At 71.3% G+C, this 26099-nt stretch carries 27 protein-coding genes and 1 tRNA gene; 17 read left to right on the top strand and 11 right to left on the bottom strand.

The annotated features are described in order from the left end of the window. Positions 1-126: 126 nt before the first annotated feature. Complete coding sequence (gene hutU / locus ACFWRO_RS34255; protein WP_384517672.1) at positions 127-1809, bottom strand: urocanate hydratase; 1683 nt, start codon at positions 1807-1809, stop codon at positions 127-129. Positions 1810-1950: 141 nt separating this feature from the next. Between hutU and ACFWRO_RS34250 the strand changes: the two genes are divergently transcribed. From ACFWRO_RS34250 to ACFWRO_RS34225, 6 genes are all read left to right on the top strand, one after another. Then, positions 1951-3288: a diaminopimelate decarboxylase gene (locus ACFWRO_RS34250; RefSeq protein ID WP_384517669.1), complete on the top strand. Its 1338-nt coding sequence runs from the start codon at positions 1951-1953 to the stop codon at positions 3286-3288. 60 nt (positions 3289-3348) lie between these two features. Beyond that, positions 3349-3813, top strand: a complete 465-nt coding sequence (locus ACFWRO_RS34245; protein WP_384517667.1) for an SRPBCC family protein — start codon at positions 3349-3351, stop codon at positions 3811-3813. 178 nt (positions 3814-3991) lie between these two features. Further along, entirely contained in the window at positions 3992-4546 is a 555-nt protein-coding gene (locus tag ACFWRO_RS34240; protein ID WP_384517664.1) for a hypothetical protein, read from the top strand. Continuing rightward, positions 4543-5301: a transcriptional regulator gene (locus ACFWRO_RS34235; protein WP_384517661.1), complete on the top strand. Its 759-nt coding sequence runs from the start codon at positions 4543-4545 to the stop codon at positions 5299-5301. The genes ACFWRO_RS34240 and ACFWRO_RS34235 overlap by 4 nt, the downstream gene beginning before the upstream one ends. 41 nt (positions 5302-5342) lie before the next feature. Then, complete coding sequence (locus ACFWRO_RS34230) at positions 5343-5747, top strand: roadblock/LC7 domain-containing protein (RefSeq protein ID WP_384517658.1); 405 nt, start codon at positions 5343-5345, stop codon at positions 5745-5747. A 34-nt stretch (positions 5748-5781) separates the two neighbouring features. Continuing rightward, entirely contained in the window at positions 5782-6153 is a 372-nt protein-coding gene (locus ACFWRO_RS34225; RefSeq protein WP_384517655.1) for a hypothetical protein, read from the top strand. A gap of 45 nt (positions 6154-6198) precedes the next feature. On the opposite strand, the gene ACFWRO_RS34220 is transcribed toward ACFWRO_RS34225, so the two are convergent. After that, entirely contained in the window at positions 6199-7041 is an 843-nt protein-coding gene (locus ACFWRO_RS34220) for a MurR/RpiR family transcriptional regulator (RefSeq protein ID WP_384517652.1), read from the bottom strand. Positions 7042-7189: 148 nt separating this feature from the next. Here ACFWRO_RS34220 and ACFWRO_RS34215 point away from each other — a divergent pair, with 148 nt between their 5' ends. Further along, entirely contained in the window at positions 7190-7585 is a 396-nt protein-coding gene (locus ACFWRO_RS34215; RefSeq protein ID WP_384517649.1) for a hypothetical protein, read from the top strand. Between the two features lie 275 nt (positions 7586-7860). On the opposite strand, the gene ACFWRO_RS34210 is transcribed toward ACFWRO_RS34215, so the two are convergent. Beyond that, the gene (locus ACFWRO_RS34210) at positions 7861-9261 is read right to left on the bottom strand and encodes a cystathionine beta-synthase (RefSeq protein ID WP_384517647.1); all 1401 of its coding nucleotides are present in this window, start codon (positions 9259-9261) and stop codon (positions 7861-7863) included. Between the two features lie 119 nt (positions 9262-9380). Between ACFWRO_RS34210 and ACFWRO_RS34205 the strand changes: the two genes are divergently transcribed. From ACFWRO_RS34205 to ACFWRO_RS34195, 3 genes are all read left to right on the top strand, one after another. After that, positions 9381-10382, top strand: a complete 1002-nt coding sequence (locus tag ACFWRO_RS34205) for an SGNH/GDSL hydrolase family protein (protein WP_384517681.1) — start codon at positions 9381-9383, stop codon at positions 10380-10382. Positions 10383-10541: 159 nt separating this feature from the next. Beyond that, positions 10542-11762, top strand: coding sequence for an acetyl-CoA C-acetyltransferase (locus ACFWRO_RS34200; protein ID WP_384517644.1), 1221 nt, complete (start codon positions 10542-10544; stop codon positions 11760-11762). Positions 11763-12021: 259 nt separating this feature from the next. Continuing rightward, positions 12022-12873, top strand: coding sequence for a hypothetical protein (locus tag ACFWRO_RS34195; RefSeq protein WP_384517640.1), 852 nt, complete (start codon positions 12022-12024; stop codon positions 12871-12873). 85 nt (positions 12874-12958) lie between these two features. On the opposite strand, the gene ACFWRO_RS34190 is transcribed toward ACFWRO_RS34195, so the two are convergent. Next, positions 12959-13309, bottom strand: a complete 351-nt coding sequence (locus ACFWRO_RS34190) for a hypothetical protein (RefSeq protein ID WP_384517637.1) — start codon at positions 13307-13309, stop codon at positions 12959-12961. Between the two features lie 100 nt (positions 13310-13409). Between ACFWRO_RS34190 and ACFWRO_RS34185 the strand changes: the two genes are divergently transcribed. Together ACFWRO_RS34185 and ACFWRO_RS34180 are read left to right on the top strand one after the other, a co-directional pair. Continuing rightward, on the top strand, positions 13410-13640 hold the full coding sequence (locus ACFWRO_RS34185) for a DUF4287 domain-containing protein (protein ID WP_384517634.1): 231 nt from the start codon (positions 13410-13412) through the stop codon (positions 13638-13640). Between the two features lie 69 nt (positions 13641-13709). Next, entirely contained in the window at positions 13710-14276 is a 567-nt protein-coding gene (locus ACFWRO_RS34180; RefSeq protein ID WP_384517631.1) for a TetR/AcrR family transcriptional regulator, read from the top strand. Between the two features lie 80 nt (positions 14277-14356). Here ACFWRO_RS34180 and ACFWRO_RS34175 read toward each other — a convergent pair whose 3' ends face one another. The 4 genes from ACFWRO_RS34175 to ACFWRO_RS34160 form a co-directional block, all read right to left on the bottom strand. Beyond that, positions 14357-15220: a Bax inhibitor-1/YccA family protein gene (locus tag ACFWRO_RS34175; RefSeq protein WP_384517628.1), complete on the bottom strand. Its 864-nt coding sequence runs from the start codon at positions 15218-15220 to the stop codon at positions 14357-14359. A 175-nt stretch (positions 15221-15395) separates the two neighbouring features. Continuing rightward, the gene (locus ACFWRO_RS34170) at positions 15396-16268 is read right to left on the bottom strand and encodes a helix-turn-helix domain-containing protein (RefSeq protein ID WP_384517625.1); all 873 of its coding nucleotides are present in this window, start codon (positions 16266-16268) and stop codon (positions 15396-15398) included. 16 nt (positions 16269-16284) lie between these two features. Next, entirely contained in the window at positions 16285-16821 is a 537-nt protein-coding gene (locus tag ACFWRO_RS34165; protein ID WP_384517621.1) for a DUF6879 family protein, read from the bottom strand. Continuing rightward, positions 16793-17053 (bottom strand): hypothetical protein, encoded by a 261-nt coding sequence (locus ACFWRO_RS34160; RefSeq protein ID WP_384517618.1) that lies wholly within the window; start codon positions 17051-17053, stop codon positions 16793-16795. Before ACFWRO_RS34160 ends, ACFWRO_RS34165 begins: the two co-directional genes overlap by 29 nt. A gap of 197 nt (positions 17054-17250) precedes the next feature. Here ACFWRO_RS34160 and ACFWRO_RS34155 point away from each other — a divergent pair, with 197 nt between their 5' ends. From ACFWRO_RS34155 to ACFWRO_RS34145, 3 genes are all read left to right on the top strand, one after another. Beyond that, positions 17251-17619: a hypothetical protein gene (locus ACFWRO_RS34155; RefSeq protein ID WP_384517615.1), complete on the top strand. Its 369-nt coding sequence runs from the start codon at positions 17251-17253 to the stop codon at positions 17617-17619. A 169-nt stretch (positions 17620-17788) separates the two neighbouring features. After that, a complete protein-coding gene (locus tag ACFWRO_RS34150) occupies positions 17789-18250 on the top strand; it encodes a glycine-rich domain-containing protein (RefSeq protein ID WP_384517612.1) in 462 nt (153 codons plus the stop codon). A 64-nt stretch (positions 18251-18314) separates the two neighbouring features. Continuing rightward, positions 18315-18998 (top strand): class I SAM-dependent methyltransferase, encoded by a 684-nt coding sequence (locus ACFWRO_RS34145; RefSeq protein WP_384517609.1) that lies wholly within the window; start codon positions 18315-18317, stop codon positions 18996-18998. A 91-nt stretch (positions 18999-19089) separates the two neighbouring features. On the opposite strand, the gene ACFWRO_RS34140 is transcribed toward ACFWRO_RS34145, so the two are convergent. Then, a tRNA-Leu gene (locus ACFWRO_RS34140) sits at positions 19090-19174 on the bottom strand. Between the two features lie 412 nt (positions 19175-19586). On the opposite strand from ACFWRO_RS34140, the gene ACFWRO_RS34135 reads away from it, so the two are divergent. Together ACFWRO_RS34135 and ACFWRO_RS34130 are read left to right on the top strand one after the other, a co-directional pair. Next, positions 19587-20357, top strand: coding sequence for an ABC transporter ATP-binding protein (locus tag ACFWRO_RS34135; RefSeq protein ID WP_384517606.1), 771 nt, complete (start codon positions 19587-19589; stop codon positions 20355-20357). A 94-nt stretch (positions 20358-20451) separates the two neighbouring features. Continuing rightward, on the top strand, positions 20452-22989 hold the full coding sequence (locus tag ACFWRO_RS34130) for an ABC transporter permease (RefSeq protein WP_384517603.1): 2538 nt from the start codon (positions 20452-20454) through the stop codon (positions 22987-22989). Between the two features lie 70 nt (positions 22990-23059). Here ACFWRO_RS34130 and ACFWRO_RS34125 read toward each other — a convergent pair whose 3' ends face one another. Continuing rightward, positions 23060-24358, bottom strand: coding sequence for a class I SAM-dependent methyltransferase (locus ACFWRO_RS34125; protein WP_384517601.1), 1299 nt, complete (start codon positions 24356-24358; stop codon positions 23060-23062). A gap of 251 nt (positions 24359-24609) precedes the next feature. Beyond that, on the bottom strand, positions 24610-25992 hold the full coding sequence (locus ACFWRO_RS34120) for an NAD(P)/FAD-dependent oxidoreductase (protein ID WP_384517598.1): 1383 nt from the start codon (positions 25990-25992) through the stop codon (positions 24610-24612). Positions 25993-26099 lie beyond the last annotated feature (107 nt).

Here is a 26099-nt window from a genome sequence, read left to right as displayed (position 1 = left end):
CCCGCAACGGCCCCCTCCCCCGGCCGTCGCGGTCGGGTGCGGTCCCGGCGTCGCGGCGGTAGCCGCCAGAGGCGGCGCTGCGGCCGATGGGCCGCAGCGACCGCCACATGGCGTGGAACGTCTCGCTCACGCGGAGCCGCCCTCGGAGCCCTCGGAGCCCTCGCGCATCGGGACCCGTACGCCCTTCTCCTCCGCCACCCGCTCCGCGATGTCGTAGCCCGCGTCGACGTGGCGGATGACGCCCATGCCCGGGTCGTTCGTCAGGACGCGGCGGATCTTCTCGCCGGCCAGCTTCGTGCCGTCCGCCACGGAGACCTGGCCCGCGTGGATGGAGCGGCCCATGCCGACGCCGCCGCCGTGGTGGATGGAGACCCAGGACGCGCCGGAGGCGACGTTCACCATGGCGTTCAGGAGCGGCCAGTCCGCGATCGCGTCGGAGCCGTCGAGCATGGCTTCGGTCTCGCGGTACGGGGAGGCCACCGAGCCGCAGTCGAGGTGGTCGCGGCCGATCGCGAGGGGCGCGGCGAGGGTGCCGTTGCCGACCATGTCGTTGAACATGTCGCCCGCCTTGTCGCGCTCGCCCTGGCCGAGCCAGCAGATGCGCGCCGGGAGGCCCTGGAAGTGGACGCGCTCGCCGGCCATCTTGATCCAGCGGTGCAGGGACTCGTTCTCCGGGAAGAGGTCGAGGATCGCCTTGTCCGTCTTGTGGATGTCGCTCGCCTCGCCGGAGAGCGCGGCCCAGCGGAACGGACCCTTGCCCTCGCAGAACAGCGGGCGGATGTAGGCCGGCACGAAGCCGGGGAAGGCGAACGCGCGGTCGTAGCCCGCCAGTTGGGCCTCGCCCCGGATGGAGTTGCCGTAGTCGAAGACCTCGGCGCCGGCGTCCATGAAGCCGACCATGGCCTCGACGTGCTTCGCCATCGACTCGCGGGCGCGGGTCGTGAAGCCCGCCGGATCCTTGGCGGCGGCGTCGGCCATGTCGTCGAAGGCGACGCCGATCGGCAGGTACGCGAGCGGGTCGTGGGCCGAGGTCTGGTCGGTCACGATGTCGATCGGCGCGCCCTCGGCCAGCATCTGCGGCAGCAGCTCCGCCGCGTTGCCGAGCAGGCCGATGGAGAGCGGACGGCGGGCGTCGCGGGCCTCGACGGCCAGCTGGAGCGCGTGGGCGAGGTTGTCGGCCTTCACGTCCAGGTAGCGGTGCTCGATGCGGCGCTCGATGGCGCGCGGGTCGACGTCGATGCAGATCGCGACGCCGTCGTTCATCGTCACGGCGAGCGGCTGGGCGCCGCCCATGCCGCCGAGGCCGGCGGTGAGGGTGATCGTCCCGGCCAGCGTGCCGTTGAACTTCTTGGCGGCGACGGCGGAGAACGTCTCGTACGTGCCCTGCAGGATGCCCTGGGTGCCGATGTAGATCCACGAACCGGCCGTCATCTGGCCGTACATGGTCAGGCCGAGGGCCTCCAGGCGCCGGAACTCCTCCCAGTTCGCCCAGTCGCCGACCAGGTTGGAGTTGGCGATGAGGACGCGCGGCGCCCACTCGTGGGTCTGCATGACGCCCACCGGGCGGCCGGACTGGACGAGCATCGTCTCGTCCTGCTTCAGGGTCCGCAGCGTGCGCACCATCGCGTCGAAGGAGCGCCAGTCGCGCGCGGCCTTGCCGGTGCCGCCGTAGACGACGAGCTTGTCGGGGTGCTCGGCGACCTCGGGGTCGAGGTTGTTCTGCAGCATCCGGAGGGCGGCCTCCTGCTGCCATCCCAGGGCGCTCAGTTCCGTACCGCGCGGGGCCCGTACGGGTCGGGGTCCTGACATGGGGCAGCCTCCTGACGATGTGAACCAGATATTCACATCCTGGCCTGCTGAATACTTGTAGTCAACAGCTGCGGGGGGACCTGTCGCGGTGGTCCCCCGGATCAGCTGCGGCGGGACCCGTCGCGGTGGTCCCATGGATCCATGGCTTCCCACCCCGCCGGGGCCCGTCGCGATCGGGCCGTCCGAGCCGCCGTCGAGCAGGGTCTCGTCTCCCCCGCCGACCCCGACCGCCAGATCGTCGCCCTCCTGGACACCGCCGGTATCCGGGCCTCCGCCGCCGCCCTCGTCGCCGCCTTCGCCGCCGTCACCGACGCCCCCGTCCTGCACGCCTTCGCCGTGAAGGCCTGCCCGCTCGTCCCCGTCCTGCGCCTGCTCGACGCGTGCGGGCTCGGTGTCGAGGTCGCCAGCCCCGGCGAGCTGGGCCTCGCCCGCGCCGCCGGCGTCGCCGCGTCCCGTACCGTGCTCGACTCGCCCGCCAAGACGCCGGCCGACCTGCGCCAGGCCCTCGCGCTCGGGATCGCCGTCAACGCCGACAACCTCCAGGAACTGGCCAGGCTCGACGCCCTCGTCGCCTCCGCGCCGACCGCCTCGCCCCTCGGCATCCGGGTGAACGCGCAGGTCGGGGCCGGTTCCATCGGGGCCCTGTCGACCGCCACCGCGACCTCCAAGTTCGGGGTGGCGCTCCGGGACGAGGGCGCGCGGGACGCGGTCGTACGGGCCTACCTCGACCGGCCCTGGCTGACCCGCCTGCACACCCACACCGGCTCCCAGGGCGTCCCGCTCGCCCTCATGGCCGAGGGCGTCGCCGCCGCCTACGAACTCGCCGAGGAGATCAACGCCAAGGCGGGGCGGCAGCAGATCGACACGCTCGACATCGGCGGCGGGCTGCCCGTGAACTTCGCCTCCGACGAGGAGACGCCCACCTACGCGGAGTACGCCGGGCTGCTCGCCGAGACCGTCCCCGGGCTCCTCGACGGGCGGTACGGCCTGGTCACCGAGTTCGGCCGCTCCCTGCTCGCCAAGCACGGCACGATCCTGGCCCGCGTCGAGTACACCAAGACCTCGGGGGCCCGCCCGGTCGCCGTCACCCACGCGGGCGTCCAGGTGGCCACCCGTACCGTCTACGACCCGGCCTCCTGGCCGCTGCGCGTCCTCGCGTACGACTCCGAGGGCCGCCCCCGCACCGGGGAGGAGACCGTCCAGGACGTGGCGGGCCCGGCCTGTTTCGCCGGGGACCTGCTCGCGACGGCGCGCCCGCTGCCGCTGCTGCGGCCGGACGACATCGTGGCCGTACCGGACACCGGCGCGTACTACTTCGCCCACCACTACGCCTACAACAGCCTGCCCCGGCCTGCCGTGCACGGCTTCACCGCCGATGCCGAGGGGGCGGTCAGCTTCTCGACCGTACGGCGGGCGCAGAGCCTGGACGAGATCGTCGCCGAGGCGGGCGGCGACCGGGCGGACGCCCTGCTGGGCTGACGGACGCACTGTCGGACCACTACGGAGGCGGGTGACCGGACCCGGTGCTTCGATGGAGCCATGGCCATGAAGAGCATCGTCGTGGAGCGCCGGATCCAGGCACCTCCCGGACCGGTCTGGGAAGCGATGACGGATCTGCGGGGCATGGAGCGGATGCTCGCCGGCGTGGAGCGCGTCGAGGTCCTCACCGAGGGCGGCTTCGGCGTGGGCACCCGCTGGCGCGAGACCCGGAAGATGTTCGGCAAGGAGGCCACGGAGGAGATGACCGTGACCGAGGCCGAGCCGCCGGACCGCTATGTGACGGTCGCCGACTCGCACGGCATGCACTACGTCTCCGAGATCGCGCTGCGCCCGGACGGCGCCGGGGCGACGGTGGCGCGGATGACGTTCTCGGCGACCCCGGCCGCGGGGAGCCGCATGGGGTTCCTGGCCAAACTGATGAGCGGCCTCGGCGCCAAGGCGGTGAGCCGGGCGCTCGCGAAGGACCTGGACGACGTGGCGGCATCGCTGGAGCGGCGCGGCTGACACGTATGGCGCGAGGAGTGACCGCACGCGGCGGGGACCGATCACGCGGGGGCGAATTCAAGCAAGCCTGAGGCATGTTCCGATGGAAAATGCCAGAACTCCTGCCCACGGCGGAAACGTTGAGTAGCGTCACGGTCACAGCCGTACACCCGCGCGCCGCATCGGGAGGGGAATCCGCGTGCCCGGAATCGACGAGTGCCTGCTGGAGGCCATGAGCCTGCCGGGCGCGCGTGGAGCCTGGCTGGTCGACTGGACCAGCGGGCTCGCCCTCGGCGCGGCGGGCGAATCGCCGGTCGGAGACCACGAGACGACGGCCGCCGAGGCGGCCGAACTGGCCCGCGCGGCGGCGGAGTACGACTCCTTCGCCGGCACGGTCCCGCCGCCGAGGCCGACGGTCGCACCGACGGCGGGGGTGCCCGCGCAGGGCGGGGCGCCGGGGGCGGTCCCGCCCCTGCCCACGCGACCGCCCATGGCGCGTCCCAGCGGCCCCAGCACGGAGATAGCCCTGCGCCCCGGCACCGAAGTCGCGCTCCGCGAGCGGGCGTTACCGAAGGGGCCGCCCGTCGAGGACCTGATCGTGACGACCCGGGGCGGCTACCACGTCCTCCGTTTCGTCGAGACCTCCTTCGACAGCAGCGTCTTCCTCCACCTGTGGCTCGACCGGGACACCGGCAACCTCGCGCTCGCCCGCATGCGGCTGCGCGACCTCGCGGAGAAGCTGGTGCTCGGATGACCGTCTCCCCCATGCTCGTCCGCCTCGCCGCCGAGCGGGCCACCGGCGCCCTGCTCCGCGACCACGGCACGCTCTACCTCGTCGACGGCCGGGTCACCCACGCAGAGAGCCCCGCCGCACCCGGGCTCGACGTCCTGCTGACCGCAGGGGGCCGGCTCGCCCGCGAGCGCTGGGACGAGGCCGTCGACCGGGCGGGCGCGCGGCGCGAGGTCGGCAGATTCCTGGTGGAGAGCGGCCGGCTGCGCGACGGCGAGCTGGAGATCTGCCACCTCGGCGCGGTCTACGACGCCGCGTTCTTCGCGCTCGCCCCCGCCGCGGGCCCGACCCGCTTCCGGTACGGCGTCGCCCACTGGTTCGGCGCGGTGCGGCCGGTCTCGACGGAGGCCGTCGAGCGCGAGACCGTACGCCGCCGTGAACTGCTCGACAGCGTCTGGCCGTACGGCTCCGTCGACACCGCCCCCGTCGTGCCCCGCGCGCCCGCCCCGGGCCAGACGGTGAGCCTGCGCCAGCGGGCGCTGCTCGCCGCCGCCGACAGGGTGCGTACCCCGGCGGAGATCGCGCGGGTCCTCGGCCGCCCGGCCTTCCACACGCTGCTCGAAGTGCGCCGCCTCGCCGCCGCCGGCCTGGTCGAGACCCCGGCCGAAGCCGTGGTGGCCGCGATGCCTGTCGTCCCCGCCTGGGTGGGCGAGATCGCGCCCGACCCGGACATCGCCCTGCTGCGCCGGCTCCGCGACGCCCTGGAGGCAAGTCTGTGATGAGGCGTGCCCTGCGCCTGCGCGCCGAGAGGAGATTACTGATGTCGGCAGAAGCCGAGGTGCTCGGTGAGCTGAGACGGCTCCGGGCCCGGCTGCCCCAGCTGACCGGGGCGCTCGCCGCGAGCATCGACGGCCTGGTCCTCGCCCACGACACGGTCGACGCCGAGGCGGAGGGGGTGGCCGCGCTGACGGCCGCGTCCCTCGGAGTCGCCCAGCGGATGACCGAGTCCACCGGACAGGGCGGCTTCCGCGAGCTGCTCGTCCGGGGCGAGGGCGGCTATGTCGCCACGTACGCGGCCGGCGGCTCCGCCGTGCTCACACTGCTCGCCGAGCCCCGGATCAACGTGGGCCGGCTCCACCTGGAGGCCCGCAGGTCCAGCGCCCGGATAGGCGAGCTGGTCGACGGGGCCCTGGACCGCAAAGACCTGAACCGACCCACCCCGTAAGACCACTTGAAACCGAAAAGGAAGTGCGACACCCATGGCGAACACCGAGACCGCTCTCAAGGAAGCCACGACCATCCAGGGCGCCATCGGCGCCGCGCTGGTCGACTACACCAGCGGCATGGCCCTCGGCACGATCGGCGGCGGCAAGGAACTCGACCTGACCGTGGCGGCGGCCGGCAACACGGACGTGGTCCGGGCCAAGGTCAGGACGATGGAGATGCTCGGCCTCCAGGAGGACATCGAGGACATCCTGATCACCCTCGGCACCCAGTACCACCTGATCCGGCTGCTGACGGGGCGCGGGAAGGCCGGCCTGTTCCTGTACCTGGCGCTCGACAAGAACAACTCGAACCTGGCGATGGCGCGCCACCAGCTGAAGAAGATCGAGGCCGAGCTGGAGGTCTGAGGGCCAGCCGAGCTGGAGGCCTGAGGGCCCACTGCTCCACGACGCCTACTCGACGAACAGCCCGCGAGCCGCCGCCTTGGTGTCGAACTCCTCCAACCGCGCCTGCGCGTCGGGCAGTTCGTCGGCCATCGCCTCAAGCAGGACCCGGCCGAGCAGCATCGGCGCGCAGGCCGTGTCGAAGGCGAGCCCGGTGCCGACGGCGGCCGGGATCAGCAGGTCGCTGTGGGCGGCGACGGGCGCGAACGCCGACTCGGCGACCGTCACCACGGTGAGCCCGGCCCCCCGGGCGTACTCCAGCGCCTCCACGACCTCGCGGGGGTGGCGGGGCAGCGCGAAGCAGAGCAGCGCCGTGGCCCCGGCCCGTACCGTCGCGTCGATGCGGTCGGTGAGCATCGAGCCGCCCTCGTCGAGGAGGCGGACGTCGGGGTGGACCTTGGCGGCGAAGTACGCGAAGCCGCGCGCCTGCGAGGAGGCGGCCCGCAGTCCGAGCACGGGCAGCGGCCGCGAGGCGGCGAGCAGCCGTCCGGCGCGCTCGACGGGCGCGGGGTCGGCGAGCAGTTCGGCGAGGTGGCGGAGGTTCTCGATCTCGGCGAGCACGGCCTGCTGGTACTCGTTGTGCTCGCCGCCCTCGCTCGCGGTGGCCTCCCCGGCGGGGGCGACCTCGCGGAGGTGGCGGCGCAGGGCGGGGTAGCCGTCGAAGCCGAGGGCCACGGCGAAGCGGGTGACCGAGGGCTGGCTGACGCCGGCGAGGTCGGCCAGCTCCACGCTGGACAGGAACGCCACGTCACCGGCGCGGCGCACCATGCAGTGCGCGATCCGCCGCTGTGTCGGTGTCAGCCGGTGCCCTTCGAAGAGCGCCTGCAGCCGTCCGGCCGGGCTGTCGCTCACACCGTCCCCCTTCCGCTCGTCCCCGCCCACGTATTCATCCCCACCTATTCATGCACCTCGAACTCTGCATGAAGATATGCAGCAGGGCAAGAAAAGCGGGGGCTACCCCTACCGACGCGGGGCGTCGCCCGTCTCTACCGTGGTCGTCATGGACGAGCTCAAGAACGAACTGGACGCCACCCTGCATGCCCGCCGGGAGCTGGGCACGGAGTACGAGGCGGCCCTCGTCGATTCCTTCCTCGGCAAGGTGGAGAAGGGCCTGGACGCGACGATCGACCGGCAGGTCAGGCGCCGGCTCGGCGAGCAGCAGGTGGCGACCGCCCGCGGCGACCGCCCCCGCACGCCGGGGGCCGATGGCTTCGGCGAGCGGTTCGGCTTCGGGATCATCTCGCTGGTCCTGGCGATCCCGCTCTCCGCGATCGCCGTCGCCCAGGCCGGCCTGCCGGGCCTGATCGTGGCCTGGCTCGGCATCGTGGGCGTCAACGCGGTGCACGCCTTCCGGGACCGGCTGCCGCTGTCGGCGCGCCACGAAGACAGGGACTAGGGCGAGGAAAGGGAGTGTGGCGCGGGGACCGCCGCACCCCCGGCCAGTGGCCGGGGGGCGGGACGACGGCGGTCCCCGCGGGGGACACGGGCCCGGGTCAGGGCCGGTCTCCGCGTCCGCGGCGTCGCGAGGAGTTCCGGGAGCCGCTCCGTAGTCCTTGACGCCGACAACGACCAATGTGCCGCACGCGTGTTAAGCGGGTGCTGCGCGTACGTGTCGCGCTCGTACCGTTTTCGCGAACGCCCGCTCGAACACGCGGCGACACTCCGCCGCGGCTACTTCGCGGAACCCTTCACCCCGCCGTTCGCCAGGAAGGCGAGCAGGTCCTGGCGGCTGACGACACCCGTGGGCTTGCCCTCGACCAGCACGATCGCCGCGTCCGCCGACTCACCGAGCACGGACATCAGGTCGGCCACCGGCTCACCCGAGCCGACCTGCGGCAGCGGCGCGCTCATGTGGCGCTCCAGCGGGTCCTCCAGGGAGGCGCGCTGGGTGAAGAGGGCGTCAAGGAGCTCGCGCTCGACGACCGAGCCGACGATCTCCGCCGCCATGACGTCCGGGTGACCGGCGCCCGGCTTGACGATCGGCATCTGGGAGACGCCGTACTCCCGCAGCACCTCGATCGCCTGCCCGACCGTCTCGTCGGGGTGCATGTGGACGAGGGAGGGCAGCACGCCCTCCTTGTGCCGCAGGACGTCGGCGATGGTGGCGGAGCTGGTGTCCTCCAGGAAGCCGTAGTCGGCCATCCACTCGTCGTTGAAGATCTTCGAGAGGTAGCCGCGGCCGGAGTCCGGCAGGAGCACGACCACGACGTCGTCCGGGCGCAGCTCCTTGGCGACCTCCAGGGCGGCGACGACCGCCATGCCGCAGGAGCCGCCCACCAGGAGGCCCTCCTCCTTGGCGAGGCGGCGGGTCATCTGGAAGGAGTCCTTGTCGGAGACGGCGACGATCCGGTCCGTCACGTTCCGGTCGTACGCGGTCGGCCAGAAGTCCTCGCCGACGCCCTCGACCAGGTACGGCCGGCCGGAGCCGCCGGAGTAGACCGAGCCCTCGGGGTCGGCGCCGATGACGGTGACCTTGCCGCCGCCGACCTCCTTCAGGTACTTGCCCGTGCCGGAGATCGTGCCGCCCGTGCCGACGCCCGCGACGAAGTGGGTGATCTTCCCGTCCGTCTGCTCCCAGAGCTCGGGACCGGTGGTCTCGTAGTGGGAGCGCGGGTTGTTCGGGTTGGAGTACTGGTCCGGCTTCCAGGCGCCCGGGGTCTCACGGACGAGCCGGTCGGAGACGTTGTAGTACGAGTCCGGGTGCTCGGGGTCGACCGCGGTGGGGCAGACCACGACCTCGGCGCCGTACGCCCGCAGCACGTTGATCTTGTCCGTGGACACCTTGTCCGGGCAGACGAAAATGCACTTGTAGCCCTTCTGCTGGGCCACGATGGCGAGGCCGACGCCGGTGTTGCCCGACGTGGGCTCGACGATCGTGCCGCCGGGCTTGAGCGCGCCGCTCTCCTCGGCCGCCTCGATCATGCGCAGGGCGATGCGGTCCTTCACCGAGCCGCCGGGGTTGAAGTACTCGACCTTGGCCAGGACGGTGGCCTGGATGCCGGCCGTCACATTGTTGAGCTTCACCAGCGGGGTGTTGCCGACGAGGCTGATCATCGAGTCGTGGAATTGCACCGTAATCTCCGGGGTCTCCGTAATGGTGCGTCCAGCGTATGCGTAGTCGGAGCGGGTTACGGGGCAGTTAGATCCTGAACGGCTTGAAGGAGGTGACTGCCCCCATGTCGAGGGCGAGGGTGGCACGGCGGATCGCGGCGGGTGCGGCCTACGGCGGCGGGAGCATCGGACTGCTCGGTGTGGCGGCGGTGGGTGTGGTCCTGGCCGAGGTGCAGCTGGCGAAGCGGAACGTGGGGGGCGGGGTCGCTCCCCTGCCGCCGGGGGCGGACGGGCTGTACGGACGCTCCTTCGCGGCCTCGGAACCGGGCCCAGGGCCGCTGCGGCTGGCCCTTCTGGGTGATTCCACGGCGGCGGGCCAAGGCGTGCGCCGGTCGGGGCAGACCCCGGGGGCGCTGCTCGCCTCGGGGCTCGCGGCGGTCGCGGAGCGGCCGGTGGTGCTGCGGAACGTGGCGCTGCCGGGGGCGCGCTCGGACGACCTGGAGCGCCAGGTGACGCTGCTGCTCACGGCGCCCACCGGGCCGCCGGACGTCTGCGTGATCATGATCGGCGCGAACGACGTGACGCACCGGATGCCGGCCACGGAGTCGGTGCGGCTGCTCGCGGCGGCGGTGCGGCGGCTGCGGACGGCCGGGTCGGAGGTGGTCGTGGGGACCTGCCCGGACCTGGGGACGATCGAGCCGGTGTACCAGCCGCTGCGGTGGATGGCGCGGCGGGTGTCGCGGCAGCTGGCGGCGGCGCAGACGATCGTGGTGGTGGAGCAGGGCGGGCGGACGGTGTCGCTGGGGGACCTGCTCGGCCCCGAGTTCGCGGCGAACCCTAGGGAGATGTTCGGGGCGGACAACTACCACCCGTCGGCCGAGGGGTACGCGACGGCGGCGATGGCGGTCCTGCCGACGGTGTGCGCGGTGCTCGGCGTGTGGCCGGAGACGGACCGGCTGGAGCCGGACCGCCACGAGGACATGCTGCCGGTCGCGAAGGCTGCGGCGGAGGCGGCGCGGGAGGCGGGCACGGAGGTGACGGGCGCGCGGGCCCCGTGGGCCCTCCTGAAGCACCGCCGACGGAGGCGGCTGACGGCCGCGGAGGCCCCGACGCCCTCGCCGGAGGACGCGCACCGGCCGTGAGGGGGGCGAGGGATTGCCCCGAGAGAGGGCGGGTAGACGGACGAATGAGCGCTCGCTTAGAAAAGAGTCCCGCATCACACCGTCAAGGCGGTGACCCGTCGCGTACGTACAGGTAACTTCCCGTTCTGTCCGCCCTCTCCGCATCCTCCTGGAGCCGTGATGCCCGAAGCCGTCATCGTCTCGACCGCCCGCTCCCCGATCGGCCGGGCCTTCAAGGGCTCCCTGAAGGACCTGCGGCCCGACGACCTCACCGCGACCATCATCCAGGCGGCGCTCGCCAAGGTCCCCGAGCTGGACCCGCGCGACATCGACGACCTGATGCTGGGCTGCGGCCTCCCCGGTGGCGAGCAGGGCAACAACCTGGGCCGGATCGTCGCCGTCCAGATGGGGATGGACCACCTCCCCGGCTGTACGGTCACCCGCTACTGCTCCTCGTCGCTGCAGACCTCCCGCATGGCGCTGCACGCCATCAAGGCGGGCGAGGGCGACGTCTTCATCTCGGCCGGTGTCGAGATGGTCTCCAGCTTCGTGAAGGGCAACTCCGACTCCCTGCCCGACACGCACAACCCCCTCTTCGCCGACGCCGAGGCCCGTACCGTCTCCGTCGCCGCTTCCGAGGGCTCGAACTGGCACGACCCGCGCGAGGACGGCCTCGTCCCCGACGCGTACATGGCCATGGGCCAGACCGCCGAGAACCTGGCCCGCTGGAAGGGCGTCAGCCGCCAGGAGATGGACGAGTTCGGCGTACGGTCCCAGAACCTCGCCGAGCAGGCCATCAAGAACGGCTTCTGGGAGCGCGAGATCACCCCGGTCACCACCCCCGACGGCACCGTCGTCAGCAAGGACGACGGTCCGCGCGCCGGGGTCACCCTGGAGGGCGTGCAGGGCCTCAAGCCGGTCTTCCGCCCCGACGGCCTGGTCACGGCCGGCAACTGCTGCCCGCTCAACGACGGCGCCGCCGCGGTCGTGATCATGTCCGACACCAAGGCCGCCGAGCTGGGCCTGACCCCGCTCGCCCGCATCGTCTCCACCGGCGTCTCGGGCCTCAGCCCCGAGATCATGGGCCTCGGCCCGGTCGAGGCCTCCAAGCAGGCCCTCAAGCGCGCGGGACTGACGATCGGCGACATCGACCTGGCCGAGATCAACGAGGCCTTCGCGGCCCAGGTGATCCCCTCGTACCAGGACCTCGGCCTGGACCTGGACAAGGTGAACATCAACGGCGGCGCGATCGCCGTCGGCCACCCCTTCGGCATGACCGGCGCGCGCATCACCGGCACGCTCATCAACAGCCTCCAGTTCCACGACAAGCAGTTCGGCCTGGAGACCATGTGCGTCGGCGGCGGCCAGGGCATGGCGATGGTGATCGAGCGCCTGTCCTGACGGTGATCGAGCGGCTCTCCCGAGGACCCGCTCCTAACCGCGTCGCGTCCCAGCCGTGACCGAATCTCCCCCAGGATGTGACCTATGTCCCGGGGGAGAGCCATAACCGCAGGTCACAGCAGCAACGGGACTAAACACCTGGCCCAAATACCTGTCCATTTCGTGACGTAATGCACTGACAGGGGGCGCACTCCCACGGCAGGCTGATGTAGGAAGTCGGGGGGATCGACTCGGAATCGGGAGTACGTCAGTGAGCGCCATGTCTCTTGCCCTGCTGGTGACCACGGCCGCCGCAACGGTTGTGGGCGCCGCCGCCCTGCACGCTGCCCACGGTCTCCGTAAGCAGGTCGTCGCCCTGCGTGGCGAACTCGCCGCCGCGCACGGGGTGTCCGTCCCGCACGCCCGCCAGACGCCCGCCGCCGAGATACGCGCCGCGGTCGCCGAGGCGCTGGCCGAGGAGCGCGAGCGCGAGCTCGCCGAGGCGCGCGCCTTCTGGGCGGCCCAGGAGGCCCGCGACGCGGCCGACGCGCCCTCGCTGCTCGGCGGCCTGGGCGGCCCCGCGGACGACGGCGGCCCGTTCTACGTCCCGCGCCAGGCCGACTTCGTGGGCCTGGAGGCCATGGCCCTTGAGGCGATGGAGGCCGAGGCCGCCACGCTCGACGGCGTCGGTGCCGGCGTCGACAGCGTCCTGGAGGAGTTCCCGGAGCTGACCGAGTACGCGGAGGACTCCCCCGAGCTGGCCGCGGCCCGCCGCCGCCACCCCTCGCACCCCGACTTCGTGCCGGTCCAGACGCCCGTGGTCACCGACCACGAGCGCACGGTCTCCCGCCTGGAGGAGCTGGCCGACACGCGCACCGCGCTGACCGACGTACGCCCCGGCCCGCTGGGCACGCTCGACGTGTACGTCTTCGCCGACGGCACCACGCTCTGCATGACCCCCGGCCACCGCGAGACCGCGGAACGCCTCGCCGACGCCCTGCGCGCGGGCCGCACGCCGGTCCTGCTGGGCGGCTCGGGCGTCTCGGGCGCGTACGCCCTGACGTTCTCGTTCGGCGAGGCGGACGAGGAGAACGTGTACATCCTCGCGGACCGAGTGATCGCCTCGCACTGAGGGCGCGGGCCCCACGGCCCGTCGCACGGACGGCGCGGGCCCTACGGCCCACGACCTGAGGGGCCCTGAGGCCCCTGAGGGGGCCCTACACCCCCGACCGCACCGCGGCCTCCCGCACCAGCCTCACGGCCTCGCCCAGTTCCCCCTCCCGGGGAGCGGCCGGGGCCGTTCGTAGTGCCTCGGCCAGATCGGTTCCGGCGACCAGGAGTTGGTCGGCGACGACGAACACGCCGGCGTCCTGCATGAGCGGCCCCTCCGACTCCCCGCCCGGGCCCTCCCCGTCCAGGCCCTCGACCCTTCGCGCCCGGAGCGCCAACTCCCTGGCCAGCGCGAGCCCTTCGGCGGCGGCGCCGCGCTGGAGGCGGCTCTGCGGGGCCGCCCGCAACCGGTCGGCGAACCGCTCGACGGCGGCGGTCAGTTCACTCGTATCAAGCACTCCGCGACCCTACGCGCCGGTCCGGCACTGTTGCCAACGCGCCGACGCTCAGGCACGGTGACGGGAAGGAGCACACGGCAACACGCGTCCGGAGGCGCCGATGTCCCACGTATTCTCCGAAGAGACCCACCGCAACCTGCTCGCACGCATCCCTCGCTGTACCGGTCGTGAAGTCTCCGACTGGCTCCGCACCGTCGAGGAAGGCCCCTCCCTCGTCCGCTTCGAGGAGAAGGTCAGCTGGCTCCGGGGCGAGCACGACCTCGCGTACGGCCACGCGAAGGCGATCATCCACGAGTACGACCTCCGCCGGGCGGCCCGCAGACTGCTCTGAGGTCCGGCCCACCGGGTAGTGTGAAGGGAGAACGATGGTTCTCCCACTCCCCCGGGGGGTGAACGGACGATGACGATGGAGACGACCGCCGAGCTGAGGCTCTTGGAGGCCGCGGAGGCACTGTTCGACGAGCGTGGTGTCCAGGCGGTCGGCATGGACGCCATCCGCACCGCGTCCGGCGTCTCGCTCAAGCGCCTGTACCAGCTCTACCCGTCCAAGGACCACCTGGTCTGGGCGGTCCTGAACCGCCGTGACGGCGCCGTACGGGAGGCCATCGCGGCCCACGGGGCCGCCCACGCGACGACGCCGTACGACCGCGCGCTAGCGGTCTTCGACTACCTGGGCGACTGGTTCGCGGACCCCGGCTTCCGCGGCTGCGCGTTCATCAACACGTTCGGGGAGATGGGCGGCATCTCCCCGGACATCACCGCGATCGCGCGCGGCCACAAGCAGGCGTTGCGGGGTTACTTCGCCGAGCAGACGAGCGCGCTCGGCGCACCGTCGGAGCTGGCCGACCAGCTGGCGCTGCTGGCCAACGGAGCGATGGCGGTAGCGGGCATAGAAGGCACCCCGGAACCGGCGGCAAGGGCGAAGGACGCGGCGCGGACGCTGCTGGACGCGGCCCTAAAGGCCTGAGGAGACACGAAAGGACCCGCCCGGCAGAAGCCGAACGGGCCCTCACGTAACTCACGTCACTCGCGTCACTCAGGGATGCGTCAGTCGGAGTCGCCCTGCAGGATCGACAGCAGACGCAGCATCTCCAGGTAGATCCACACCAGGGTCAGGGTGAGGCCGAAGGCCGCCAGCCAGGACTCCTCGCGCGGGGCGCCGTAGGTCACGCCGTCCTCGACCTGCTTGAAGTCCAGGGCGAGGAAGCAGGCACCGAGGATGATGCCGATGACACCGAAGAGGATGCCGAGGCCGCCGCTGCGGAAGCCCAGGCCGTCACCGGCGCCGTCGAAGAGCGAGAACAGGGCGTTGACCGCCATCAGCAGGATGAAGCCGATCGCGGCCGCCATCACGAAGCCGTAGAAGCGGCGGGTCACACGGATCCAGCGCATCTTGTACGCGATCAGCACGCCGGCGAAGACCGCCATCGTGCCGAGGACCGCCTGCGCGACCACACCGGGCGAGATGTAGGTCGAGACCGTGGCCGAGATGACGCCGAGGAAGACACCCTCGAACGCCGCGTAGGCCAGGATCAGCGCGGGCGAGGCCTTGCGCTTGAAGGACTGCACCATGGCCAGGACGAAGGCGACCAGGGCGGCGCCGATGGCGATGCCGTAGGACTTGCCGAGGTTCGCCTCGTCGACCGGCAGCAGGAACCACGCGAGGGCGGCGGTGACCACGACCGTACCGAGCGTCATGGCCGTACGGCTCACGACGTCGTCGATCGTCATCACATCGCCGCGCACCTGCTGCGGGGCGCCGAGCTGGGTGTCCTGCGCGTACGGGTTCGTCGCGTAGGGGTTGGTTCCAACGGCGGGGCCCCCGGCCTGCGGCTGCTGCGCGTTGAAACCGGCGTAGCCGTTGTCGCGGCTGAACCCCCGTCGCGAGAAGACCGGGTTGCTGCTCCTCATCTCACTCCTCCATGGCCGCACTGCGCGGCCTTGCGTCAAGAGTAATGCGGACGCAAAGGAATCTCTCTAGTGCTCGGGGAGGATCTTTCCGAGATCGTTAGCCGAGGCCGGGAGCCGACGACGGGTCCCGGCGCGGCGCGGTTCGACCGATCCGGTGAAGCACGCGCGCTCCGGGCTACACCGCGCCTGTCTGCGCGTCGGGCAACGCAGCGATGGCCTCAACGATCAGGGCGCGCGCCGCCGCGCCGTACACGGCCATGCTGCGCAGCTCCTCGAAGGCCCGGACGTACAGCTCGACCTCGGTGGGCTGGGTGATGTTCACCTGCGCGGAGAGCAGCTCGACGGAGACGAGGGTGTCGTCGTAGACGTGGAAGACCTCTTGCGGCCACAGCCGCCTGCCCGGGGTGCCCATGGGGATGATCCCGAGGGACACGGCAGGCAGGGCCCCGGCCGTAAGGAGGTGGCCGAGTTGGGCCGCCATGTCGTCGCTGCTGCCGAGCTGGTGGCGCAGGACGCTCTCCTCGATGACGAACACGAAGTGGTGTCCGGCCTGGTGGATGATCTGCGAGCGCTCGGCGCGGGCGAGGGCTGCCTCCGCGGAGTCGTCCGGGATGCCGAGCATCCGCGCGTTGCCGGCGAGGAGGGCGTGGGCGTAGCCCTCGGTCTGGAGAAGGCCGGGGACTGCGGTGGAGGAGTAGACGCGGAAGAGGGCGGTGGACCGGAACAGGCTGAGGTAGCTGTCCTGGAGCCGGCGCAGGCCGGTACGGGTGCGCCTGCGCCATTCCTGGTACATGGTCTCGACGTCGCGGGACAGCGCAACGAGGTCGGGCGTACGATCCTCGGCTCCGGCGTGTCGGCACCAGGCGACGATGTCCTGTGCGGACGGGGGCGTCTTCGAGTTTTCGATCCGCGAGACCTTCGAGTGGCTCCAGCCGCACAGGGCGGCCAGGTCGACGAGCGTCAGCCCCGCGTCCTGGCGCAGCCCGCGCAGCTGCCGCGCGACGTTCTCGCGCGCGGCCTGCGCCGAGGACGACGGAGAGACGGCCATACCTGGTGCGCTCCTGCTAGCGGATCTTGTACTGGGCGTGCGGAAGGGCACGCTCCCACACGGCTGAGAATGCGTCCACGCACGCCTTCACCAGCTGCGGATCGGTACGCAGCTCAAGGGGTGGGTCGGCCCAGCCGCCGACGCCCGTGAAGTGGTTGAAGAGAACCTGCTCGTCGTCGAAGATCCACAGGTCCGCGCCGGGGAGCAGGAGGTCGGCAGCCTGGGGCCGGGGCAGCCATCGCACTTCCTCGCCCGCGGCTACGTTCACGACTGTGCCCGCGTGCTCGTACCGGATGTAGTCACCGGCGGGCTCGGAGATGACTCGGGCCCTGCGCACGGCGACGCCGCGCGCAGTGGCTTGCCGGACCATGTCGACCCACGGCGCCCAGTACGGGGAGGTGGGATCCGTGTCGCGCTCGCCGGTTTCGAGCCAGTGGCGGTAGTCGTCCTCCTCGTCGGCGACCGCGTAGACGTCACGCATCTCCAGGTGCACGGCCGAATGCCGGGCGGCGGCCAGCAGCCGGTCAAAGCGCAGCGGCTCGCTCTGCCGCATCGCAGGCCTCCCTCAACATCGGCACCATGCGGGCAGGGATCCGGATCACCGTCTCGTGGTCCGGGATCTTCTTCTCGTGTCCGGGCGCGTTCTTCTCGATGCACTCGGCGCGGGTCGCCTCGTCGGCGATGTGGCCCTGGGCGATGATCTCGCCGCTCTCCTGGTCGACCCAGACAGTCGGGCTGCCGGTCTGACCGGATTCCGGGTCCACACCGATGAACCGTAGGGACATGGTCCGCCTCCCTCGCAGGGATGTGCGCTGATGTGCACCAACGTGACGCCCCGCCGGCTCCGGGTCAAGAGAACAAACATGCTGGGACAGCAGGTCGGCTGAATTCATGCACAGCGCTGCACATAGCTGGGAGTGCACGCGCACCAGCTCGTACCGTCGTGCCGACCACAGGGTCACAGCGACGCCAGGGAGCGGCCATGCGCGAGCACATCGAGCACGACATCAACGAGGCGCTTGGGCTCAGGCACCACCCCGGCGACATCGCCCTCGCGAACCTGACCGATCGGCTGCTGTCCCGCTGCGAGGGCCTCGCCGGCGAGGTGGCGGGAATCCGGCCCGAGGAGCGGGGTGCGCGCGGGAACGGGGTCCTGGAGACCTGGGCGAAGCTCCGGGCGGACGGCCCGCAGGACGGGCCGCTGGGCACCTGGTCGTACACCAAGCACCTCGCGCTCGCGGCCCGGGACATGGTCCGCACCCTCCGCGACCACCGCGCCGCATCGAACCGGACCCTCGCCGCGTCCGTCGGCCACCCCGACCTGCCCCCACTCGCGCCGGACACCCGGTGACCGAGTGGCAGCGGCAGGCGCTCTACTGCCTGATCGTCCTCGGCGTCCTCGCCGTCATCGCCGTGGACGTCACCCTCTGAACTCCTGCCCGCGGCAACAGACCACGGGCAGGGCACGACCGCTCCGGCCGTCCTGCCGCAGCGGAGGGCGCATCCCACCAGGAGAGCAGATGACCATCGCGCCAGAGCGTCCCGTGGGCACCACCGACCCGGCCGCGCTCGTCGACCCCGAGCTGCGTGAGCGGCTCGCCGCCCGCATCGCGCAGGACCACCCCGAGAACGACACGCCGACCGCGCGGCGCATCGTCGGCCAGACCGCCGCCTTCCTCGCCGCCGGTGCCCGCGCACCCGGACAGTTCCTCGTCCCCAGCCCGCTCGTGGACATCGGCTGGCACACGTGGATCCTCCACACCCTCGAGTACGAGGAGTTCTGCCGGCGCGTCGCGGGACGGTTCATCCACCACATCCCGACCGACGAGGGCGAACCGGTACCCGGTGGCCCGGTGGAAGCCCGCGAGCGGACCCTCGCCGCCATCACCGCCGCTGGGTACACGATCGACGTCGATCTGTGGATGGGCGAGGACCACGACTGCAGCCAGTGCCATTCGGGCTGCACCGACAGCCCGAAGTAGCGGGAGCGGCACCACCACCCGTGCGACACTCCAGCCGTCCGGCACGCGCTGGACGGCTGGCCCGATGAGCGAGAGCGGAGCCATGGGCGACACGGCAGCGTGGAACACCTACGCGCAGCAGAAGCCCGACCGCCGCGCCACCAATGCGGCGGGCGAGGCGACCTGGTTCAACTGGACCCAGTACCCCGACCACGGACCCGGCGTCGAACTCCTCGCCCTGGCCCCTGCCTCGGTCGTCCTTGAGCTCGGCTGCGGCAAAGGTGGCAACCTCGCCCACCTCGCCACGCTCGGACACCGCGCCATCGGCCTGGATGTCTCGCCGGCGCAGCTGGCCGCCGCACGGGAACGCTGGGGTTCGCTGCCCGGTGTCGAGCTCCGCCAGGCCGAGGCCGTCGGCCATCTCGGTGGCACCGAGGAGAAGCTCGACGCCGTCTTCTCCGTGTTCGGCGCGGTGTGGTTCACGGACCCGGAGGAGTTGCTGCCCGCCGTCCGCGAACGGATGCGTCCCGGGGGCGTGTTCGCGTTCTCCCACCGACCGGCCGTCGAGGGCTGCTACGGCTGTCAGGCCTCGTACATCAACCGGTCGGAGGACGAGGACCCGCTCGTCGTGAAGCGCTGGGACTTCGAGCCGGGGCGATGGATCGAGATCTTGGGCGATCACGGATTCAGTGAGGCAACCGCAGAGGTGCTCGCCGCTCCCCCGGGGCCCCGGAAGATCGGCACACTTCTGGTCCGCGCCCGCAGGTGACCCCGGCCCGCTGCTGCCGCAGCGGGGTCGGCGCACACGGTCGGAGACTCGGAATGCCGCCGTCCTCCGAGGAAGATCGTCGAGGAGAATTTGGTGCCCGGAACCGGACTCGAACCGGCACGGCCCGAAGGCCAGCGAGGTTTAAGCTCGCCGTGTCTGCATTCCACCATCCGGGCATGGGGCGCGGCTCCGCGTTGGCACATGAGCCTATCGGGACGCTTCGCTCGTTCAGCGGAACGATGGCCCGATGTTGTCTTATTTTATTGACGTCTGAGGGTGCGTCAGTGCAGGTGGGGCCTGTTCCGGCGAACTGTGACGCGGGTCGCGGCCGCGAAGGCCCGTACATGGGAATGACGGAAATTCGTCGCATCCGCGCCACCCGAGCGGGCAATCCCCCCGGGGGTACCCCCGCCCTCACCCCGCGTCAGGGGTTCCGTCATACCTCAGGAGGAGGGGCGGAGGGCGCGGTCCGACTCCAGTCGCCCCCGGGAACGGGCATGTGGGCGGACGACCCGGGCCTCAACGCTCGACAGGATGGAGGGGTTCCCGAACACGCACCGAACATCCCGCAGTGACAGGAGTCCGCTCGTGACCACCACCCCCACCGTGTCCCGCGCCACCGCGGTGGCCGCCCGCGCCACGGATCTCTCGAAGGTCTACGGACAGGGCGAGACCCAGGTGGTCGCCCTGGACCGCGTCACCGTGGACTTCCGGCAGGGCGAGTTCACCGCGATCATGGGCCCCTCCGGCTCCGGCAAGTCGACGCTGATGCACTGCGTCGCCGGTCTGGACTCCTTCAGCTCCGGGTCGGTGCGCCTCGGCGACACCGAGCTCGGCACCCTGAAGGACAAGCAGCTCACGCAGCTGCGCCGGGACAAGATCGGCTTCATCTTCCAGGCCTTCAACCTGCTGCCGACGCTGACCGCCATGGAGAACATCACGCTCCCCATGGACATCGCGGGCCGCAAGCCCGACAAGCAGTGGGTCGAGAAGGTCATCGACATGATCGGCCTCTCCGGCCGGCTGAGCCACCGCCCCACCCAGCTCTCCGGCGGCCAGCAGCAGCGCGTCGCCGTGGCCCGCGCCCTGGCCTCCCGCCCCGAGATCATCTTCGGTGACGAGCCCACCGGAAACCTGGACTCGCGCTCCGGCGCCGAGGTCCTCGGCTTCCTCCGCAACTCGGTGCGCGAGCTCGGCCAGACCGTCGTCATGGTCACCCACGACCCGGTCGCCGCCTCCTACGCGGACCGCGTCATCTTCCTCGCCGACGGCCGCATCGTCGACGAGATGCTCGACCCGACGGCGGACGGCGTCCTCGACCGGATGAAGGCCTTCGACGCCAAGGGCCGCACCAGCTGACGCACCGGGGCCGCACCACCAGGCCCCGTTCCGCTGCCCTCAGACGTTTTCCGTCCCCGGTCACCGGGGGCGCCCACTCCAGGACACATACCCCATGTTCCGTACCGCCTTGCGCAACGTGCTCGCGCACAAGGCCCGGCTGCTGATGACCGTGCTCGCCGTCATGCTCGGCGTCGCCTTCGTCTCCGGCACCCTGGTCTTCACCGACACCCTCTCCCAGGCCTTCCGCAACCAGTCCGCGAAGAGCTACGACGACGTCGCCGTCGCCGTCAACATGTACCCGCGCCCCGAAGAGGCCGCCAAGACGCCCGGCCTCTCGCAGGCCGTGCTCGACAAGGTCGGCAAGCTCGACGGCGTCTCCTCCGTCACCGGGCGCGTCGACGGGTTCGCCGGCGTGCCGGACAAGAACGGCAAGCTGATCGGCGTCGGCTGGTCCAACAAGGGCACCAACTTCGCCCCCGGCGCCGACGGCAAGGACCGGGCGTACGACTTCACCCAGGGCGCGGGACCGCTCCAGGACAACCAGATCGCCCTGGACAAGGACACCGCGGACAAGGGCGGCTACAAGGTCGGCGACACCGTCCGCGTCGCCACCAACGGCCCGGTGAAGGAGTACACCCTCTCCGGCGTCTTCACGACCGAGGACGGCGCGGTCCAGGCCGGCGGCAGCCTGGTCGTCTTCGACAACTCCGTCGCGCAGAACCTGTACGTGAAGCAGGGCTTCTACCGCGACGCCATCGTCGTCGCCAAGCCCGGCACCGACGCCGACAAGCTCCTCGGCGAGGTCCTGAAGGTCGTCCCGAAGGCCGCCACGGCCCAGACCGGCCAGGCCCTCGCCGACCAGCAGGCCAAGGACATCGAGTCCGGGCTCGGCGCGCTGAAGCAGGTGCTGCTCGGCTTCGCCGGCATCGCCCTCTTCGTCGGCGTCTTCCTGATCGCCAACACCTTCACCATGCTCGTCGCCCAGCGCACCAGGGAACTCGCGCTGATGCGCGCCGTCGGTGCCTCGCGCAAGCAGATCACCCGCTCCGTCCTCGCCGAGGCCGGTCTCGTCGGTCTGGTCGCCTCCGTGGTCGGTTACGGCCTGGGCATCGGGCTCGCCGTCGGGCTCCGCGCCGGCATGAACGCCTTCGACCTGAAGGTTCCGGGCGGCCCGCTGGTCCTCACCTCGACCCCGGTGATCTCCGCGCTTGCCGTCGGCATCCTGATCACCATGTTCGCCGCCTGGCTGCCCGGCCGCCGCGCCGCGAAGATCCCGCCTGTCGCCGCCATGAGCAGCGTCCACGCCGCCGCGACGACCAAGTCCCTGGTGGTCCGCAACTCCATCGGCGCCGCCATCACCGCACTCGGCGCGGTCCTGATCGTGCTCGGCGCCGACAAGGGCGGTGAGGACGGCCGGATGCTCATCGCGGGCGGCGCCTTCACCACCCTCATCGGTGTGATCGTGCTGATCCCGCTCCTCGCCCGCCCGGTCATCGCCCTGATCCGGCCGCTCTTCGTGGGTCTCTTCGGGGTCTCCGGCAAGCTCGCCGGCCTCAATGCGGTCCGCAACCCGCGCCGTACCGGCGCCACCGGCTCCGCCCTCGCCATCGGTCTGACCCTGGTCACCGGCCTCACCGTGCTCGGCACGTCGGTCGGCACGGCCCTCGACAAGATGACGACGGACCAGATCCGCGCCGACTACATGGTCACCATGGCCGAGGGCGCGGGTGGCGGCATGGACGCGGCGGCCCTCGCCGCGATCGAGAAGGCCCCGGGCGCCACCGCCGTCTCGCCGCAGATGTCCGGCTGGTTCACGCTGAAGGGCAAGGACGTCTCGGCCTCGGGTGTCACCCCGGGCGACATCGAGAAGCTGGTCAAGCTCAACACCGTGCAGGGCTCCCTCGGCTCGCTCGGCGAGGGCAAGATCGCGATCGCCGACAAGACGGCGACCAAGCAGGGCTGGAAGGTCGGCGACACGCTGCCGGTCGAGTACGGCGACAAGCAGAAGGGCAAGCTGACGGTCGGCGCGATCTTCGAGGACAGCGAGTTCGTCTCGCCGGTCCTGATCGACGCGAAGGCCATCACCGCCCACGAGCAGGAGACGTACATCCCGCAGATCTACGTCTCGATGGACGGCGGCGCCTCCGCGGCCAACGACAAGGCACTCGCGAAGGCCATGGGCGACAACCCGGCCATCAAGGTCATGGACCAGAAGGACATCCGTGACGAGTTCGGCGGCCAGATCAACCTGCTCCTGAACATCATGTACGGCCTGCTGGCGATGGCCCTGATCATCGCGATCCTGGGCGTCGTCAACACCCTGGCCATGTCCGTCTTCGAGCGTCAGCAGGAGATCGGCATGCTGCGGGCGATCGGTCTCGACCGACGCCGCGTGAAGCGGATGGTCCGTCTGGAGGCCGTGGTCATCTCGCTCTTCGGCGCGGTGGTCGGTATCGCTCTCGGCTCGTTCCTCGGCTGGGCGATCGGCGAGTCGTTCGCCAGCAGCCTGCCGGGCTACGCCCTGGTCCTGCCCTGGGACCGGATCGGGATCTTCCTGGTCCTGGCCGGCCTTGTCGGCGTCCTCGCCTCCCTGTGGCCGGCCCGCAGCGCGGCCAGGCTGAACATGCTGACCGCGATCAAGACCGAGTAACTCCGGTACGTACGACAGTGAAGGGCCGGGCTCCCCCGCGGGAGCCCGGCCCTCGCCGTATCTACCCGGCCTACGCCTTCTCCGTCCAGACTCTCGGCCTCAGCGCCACCCCCGAGGTCCCCACCTCCGGCGTCCTCACCGCGAGGAACTGGTTGACGCCGATCCTGTTGCGCTCGAAGGAGACCGCCGAGGCGGCCATGTAGAGCCGCCAGATCCGCGCCCGGCCCGGCGAGGTGAGCCGTACGGCACGGGCCCAGTCGGACTCCAGGTTGGCCACCCAGCGGCGCAGCGTCAGGGCGTAGTGCTCGCGGATCGCCTCCACGTCGCGCACCTCGAAGCCGGCGTCCTCGAGGGTCGCCAGCGTGCGGCCCATCGGGGCGAGTTCGCCGTCGGGGAAGACGTACGCGTCGATGAACGCGTCCACCTCGTAGGCGGCCTCGTCCGGCTCGGGGCGGCGGGAGATCTGGTGGTTGAGCAGCCGGCCGCCGGGCTTGAGCAGGGAGTGCAGTATGTCCGCGTACTCGCGGTAGCGGACCTCGCCCACGTGCTCGGCCATGCCGATGGAGGAAATCGCGTCGTACGGGCCGTCCTTGACGTCCCGGTAGTCCTGGACCCGGATCTCGATCCGGTCCGTCAGGCCCTCCTCGGCGATCCGCTTGCGGGCGAAGGCGGCCTGCTCGCGGGAGAGGGTGACGCCGACGACCTGGGCGCCGTACTCGCGGGCCGCGTGGATGGCCATGGAGCCCCAGCCGCACCCCACGTCCAGGAGCCGGTCGCCCTCCTTCAGGCCCAGCTTGCGGGCGATCAGGTCCAGCTTGTCGCGCTGGGCGTCCTCCAGGTTCCCGTCGTCCGTCCAGTACGCGCACGAGTAGACCATCGACGGCCCGAGGACGAGCTCGTAGAAGTCGTTGCCCACGTCGTAGTGGTGGCTGATCGCCTGTTTGTCGCGGTGCTTGCTGTGCCGGGAGCCGGTGCGCCGGCGCACCTCCTCGGCGGGCGGCGCGGGCGGCGGGTAGGGCCCGGCCAGCTTGACCAGCGCGGCGGCCGCGGCGCGCAGCTTCGGGTCGCGTACGGACTCCAGGGCGCTCCTGGTCTCCTCGCCGCGGTCCCAGAAGACGCCGGCGAGCCGGTCGAGGACGGTGTAGAGGTCGCCCTCGACGTCGATCTCACCGGCCACCCACGCCCGGGCCAGGCCGAGTTCGCCGGGCTTCCAGAGCAGCCGGCGCAGGGCCCGGCGGTGCCGGACGATCAGGACGGGGCCGTCCGCGGGCCCGGCTTCGGTACCGTCCCAGGCTCGCAGCCGCACCGGGAGCGGGGCCCCCAGCAGGTCCTCCGCGAGAGTGGTCAGCCGCAAAGCGGCGTCGGCCATGGTGCACACCTCCGTGATGTCGTGCCCCAGAATTGCTCGTCACCACGTAAACACCCTCCGTAGGCGTTTTTCGTCCCGTAGGCGCGCAACGACTCGGCAAAACACCCGGGCGGAACACTCGGACGGCGCTCGGGCGGGGCTAGGGCGGCGCTCGGGCGACACTCGGCGACGCTCCGGACATGCCGAAAGGGCCGCCCGCACCACGGATGGCGGACGGCCCTTACGGGAACAGCGGGGTGGAACCGGTGGAGCTAGGAGGCCTTGGCCTTCTCCTGGCTCGCGGCGGCGGCCGGAGCCGGGGCGGGCTTGGCCGCCTCGTAGAACTCCTCGCGCGGGGTCTCCATCGCACCGAGGGAGACGACCTCACGCTTGAGGAACATCGCGAGGGTCCAGTCGGCGAAGACGCGGATCTTGCGGTTCCAGGTCGGGACGGCCATGCCGTGGTAGCCACGGTGCATGTACCAGGCGAGCCGGCCCTTGAGCTTGATCTTCATCTTGCCCATGACGATCATCGCGACGCCCTTGTGGAGGCCGAGACCCGCCACAGCACCCTTGTTGGAGTGCGAGTACTCCTTCTGCGGGAAGCCCCGCATGCCGGAGACCACGTTGTCGCCGAGGACCTTCGCCTGACGCAGCGCGTGCTGGGCGTTCGGCGGGCACCAGGCGTTCTCCACGCCGGCCTTGCGGGCGGCGAGGTCCGGAACCTGGGCGTTGTCGCCGGCGGTCCAGATGTAGTCGGTGCCGGTGACCTGGAGGGTCGGCTGGGCGTCCACGTGGCCGCGCGGGCCGAGCGGGAGGCCGAAGCGGGCGAGCGCCGGGTTGGGCTTGACGCCCGCGGTCCACACGATCGTGTTGGAGTCGACCTCGAGGCCGTTCTTCAGCACGACGTGACCGTCGACGCAGGAGTCCATGGACGTCGAGAGGTAGATCTCGATGCCGCGGCCCTCGAGGTGCTCCTTGCCCCAGCGGCCCAGCTCCGGGCCGACCTCGGGAAGGATCTTGTCGGCGGCGTCGACCAGGATGAAGCGCATGTCCTCGCGCTTCACGTTGGTGTAGTACTTCGCCGCGTCGCGCGCCATGTCCTCGACCTCGCCGATGGTCTCCGCGCCGGCGAAGCCGCCGCCCACGAAGACGAAGGTCAGCGCCTTGCGGCGGACCTCCTCGTTGGTCGTCGAGTCCGCCTTGTCCAGCTGCTCCAGGACGTGGTTGCGGAGGCCGATGGCCTCTTCCACGCCCTTCATGCCGATGCCCTGCTCGGCGAGGCCGGGGATCGGGAAGGTGCGGGAGACCGCGCCCATCGCGACGACCAGGTAGTCGAACGGCAGGTCGTACGCCTCGCCGACGAGCGGCGCGATCGTGGCGACCTTGCGGTCCTGGTCGATGGTGGTGACGCGACCGGTGAGCACCTCGGCTCCGCGCACGACGCGTCGCAGCGGGACGACGACGTGGCGCGGGGAGATGCTGCCTGCGGCGGCTTCGGGGAGGAAGGGCTGGTACGTCATGTACGAGCGCGGGTCGACGACCGTGACGGTCGCTTCCGCATAACGCATCTTCTTGAGAATGCGTCGTGCTGCGTACAGGCCTACGTACCCACCGCCTACTACGAGGATCCTGGGACGCTCCGTGGTGCTCATGCATCCGAGTATCCACCCCTCCCAGGGGGGTCGCTCGTGCGCCCCTTCACAAGGTTGTGGACCACCTCTGCTACACTCCGCCGCCCACGTGACCCAGGTCATGGTCG

Origin of the sequence: Streptomyces sp. NPDC058579 (assembly GCF_042718575.1) — a bacterium.
Classification (GTDB): domain Bacteria; phylum Actinomycetota; class Actinomycetes; order Streptomycetales; family Streptomycetaceae; genus Streptomyces.
This window is presented reverse-complemented; position numbering and strand designations above follow the sequence as displayed.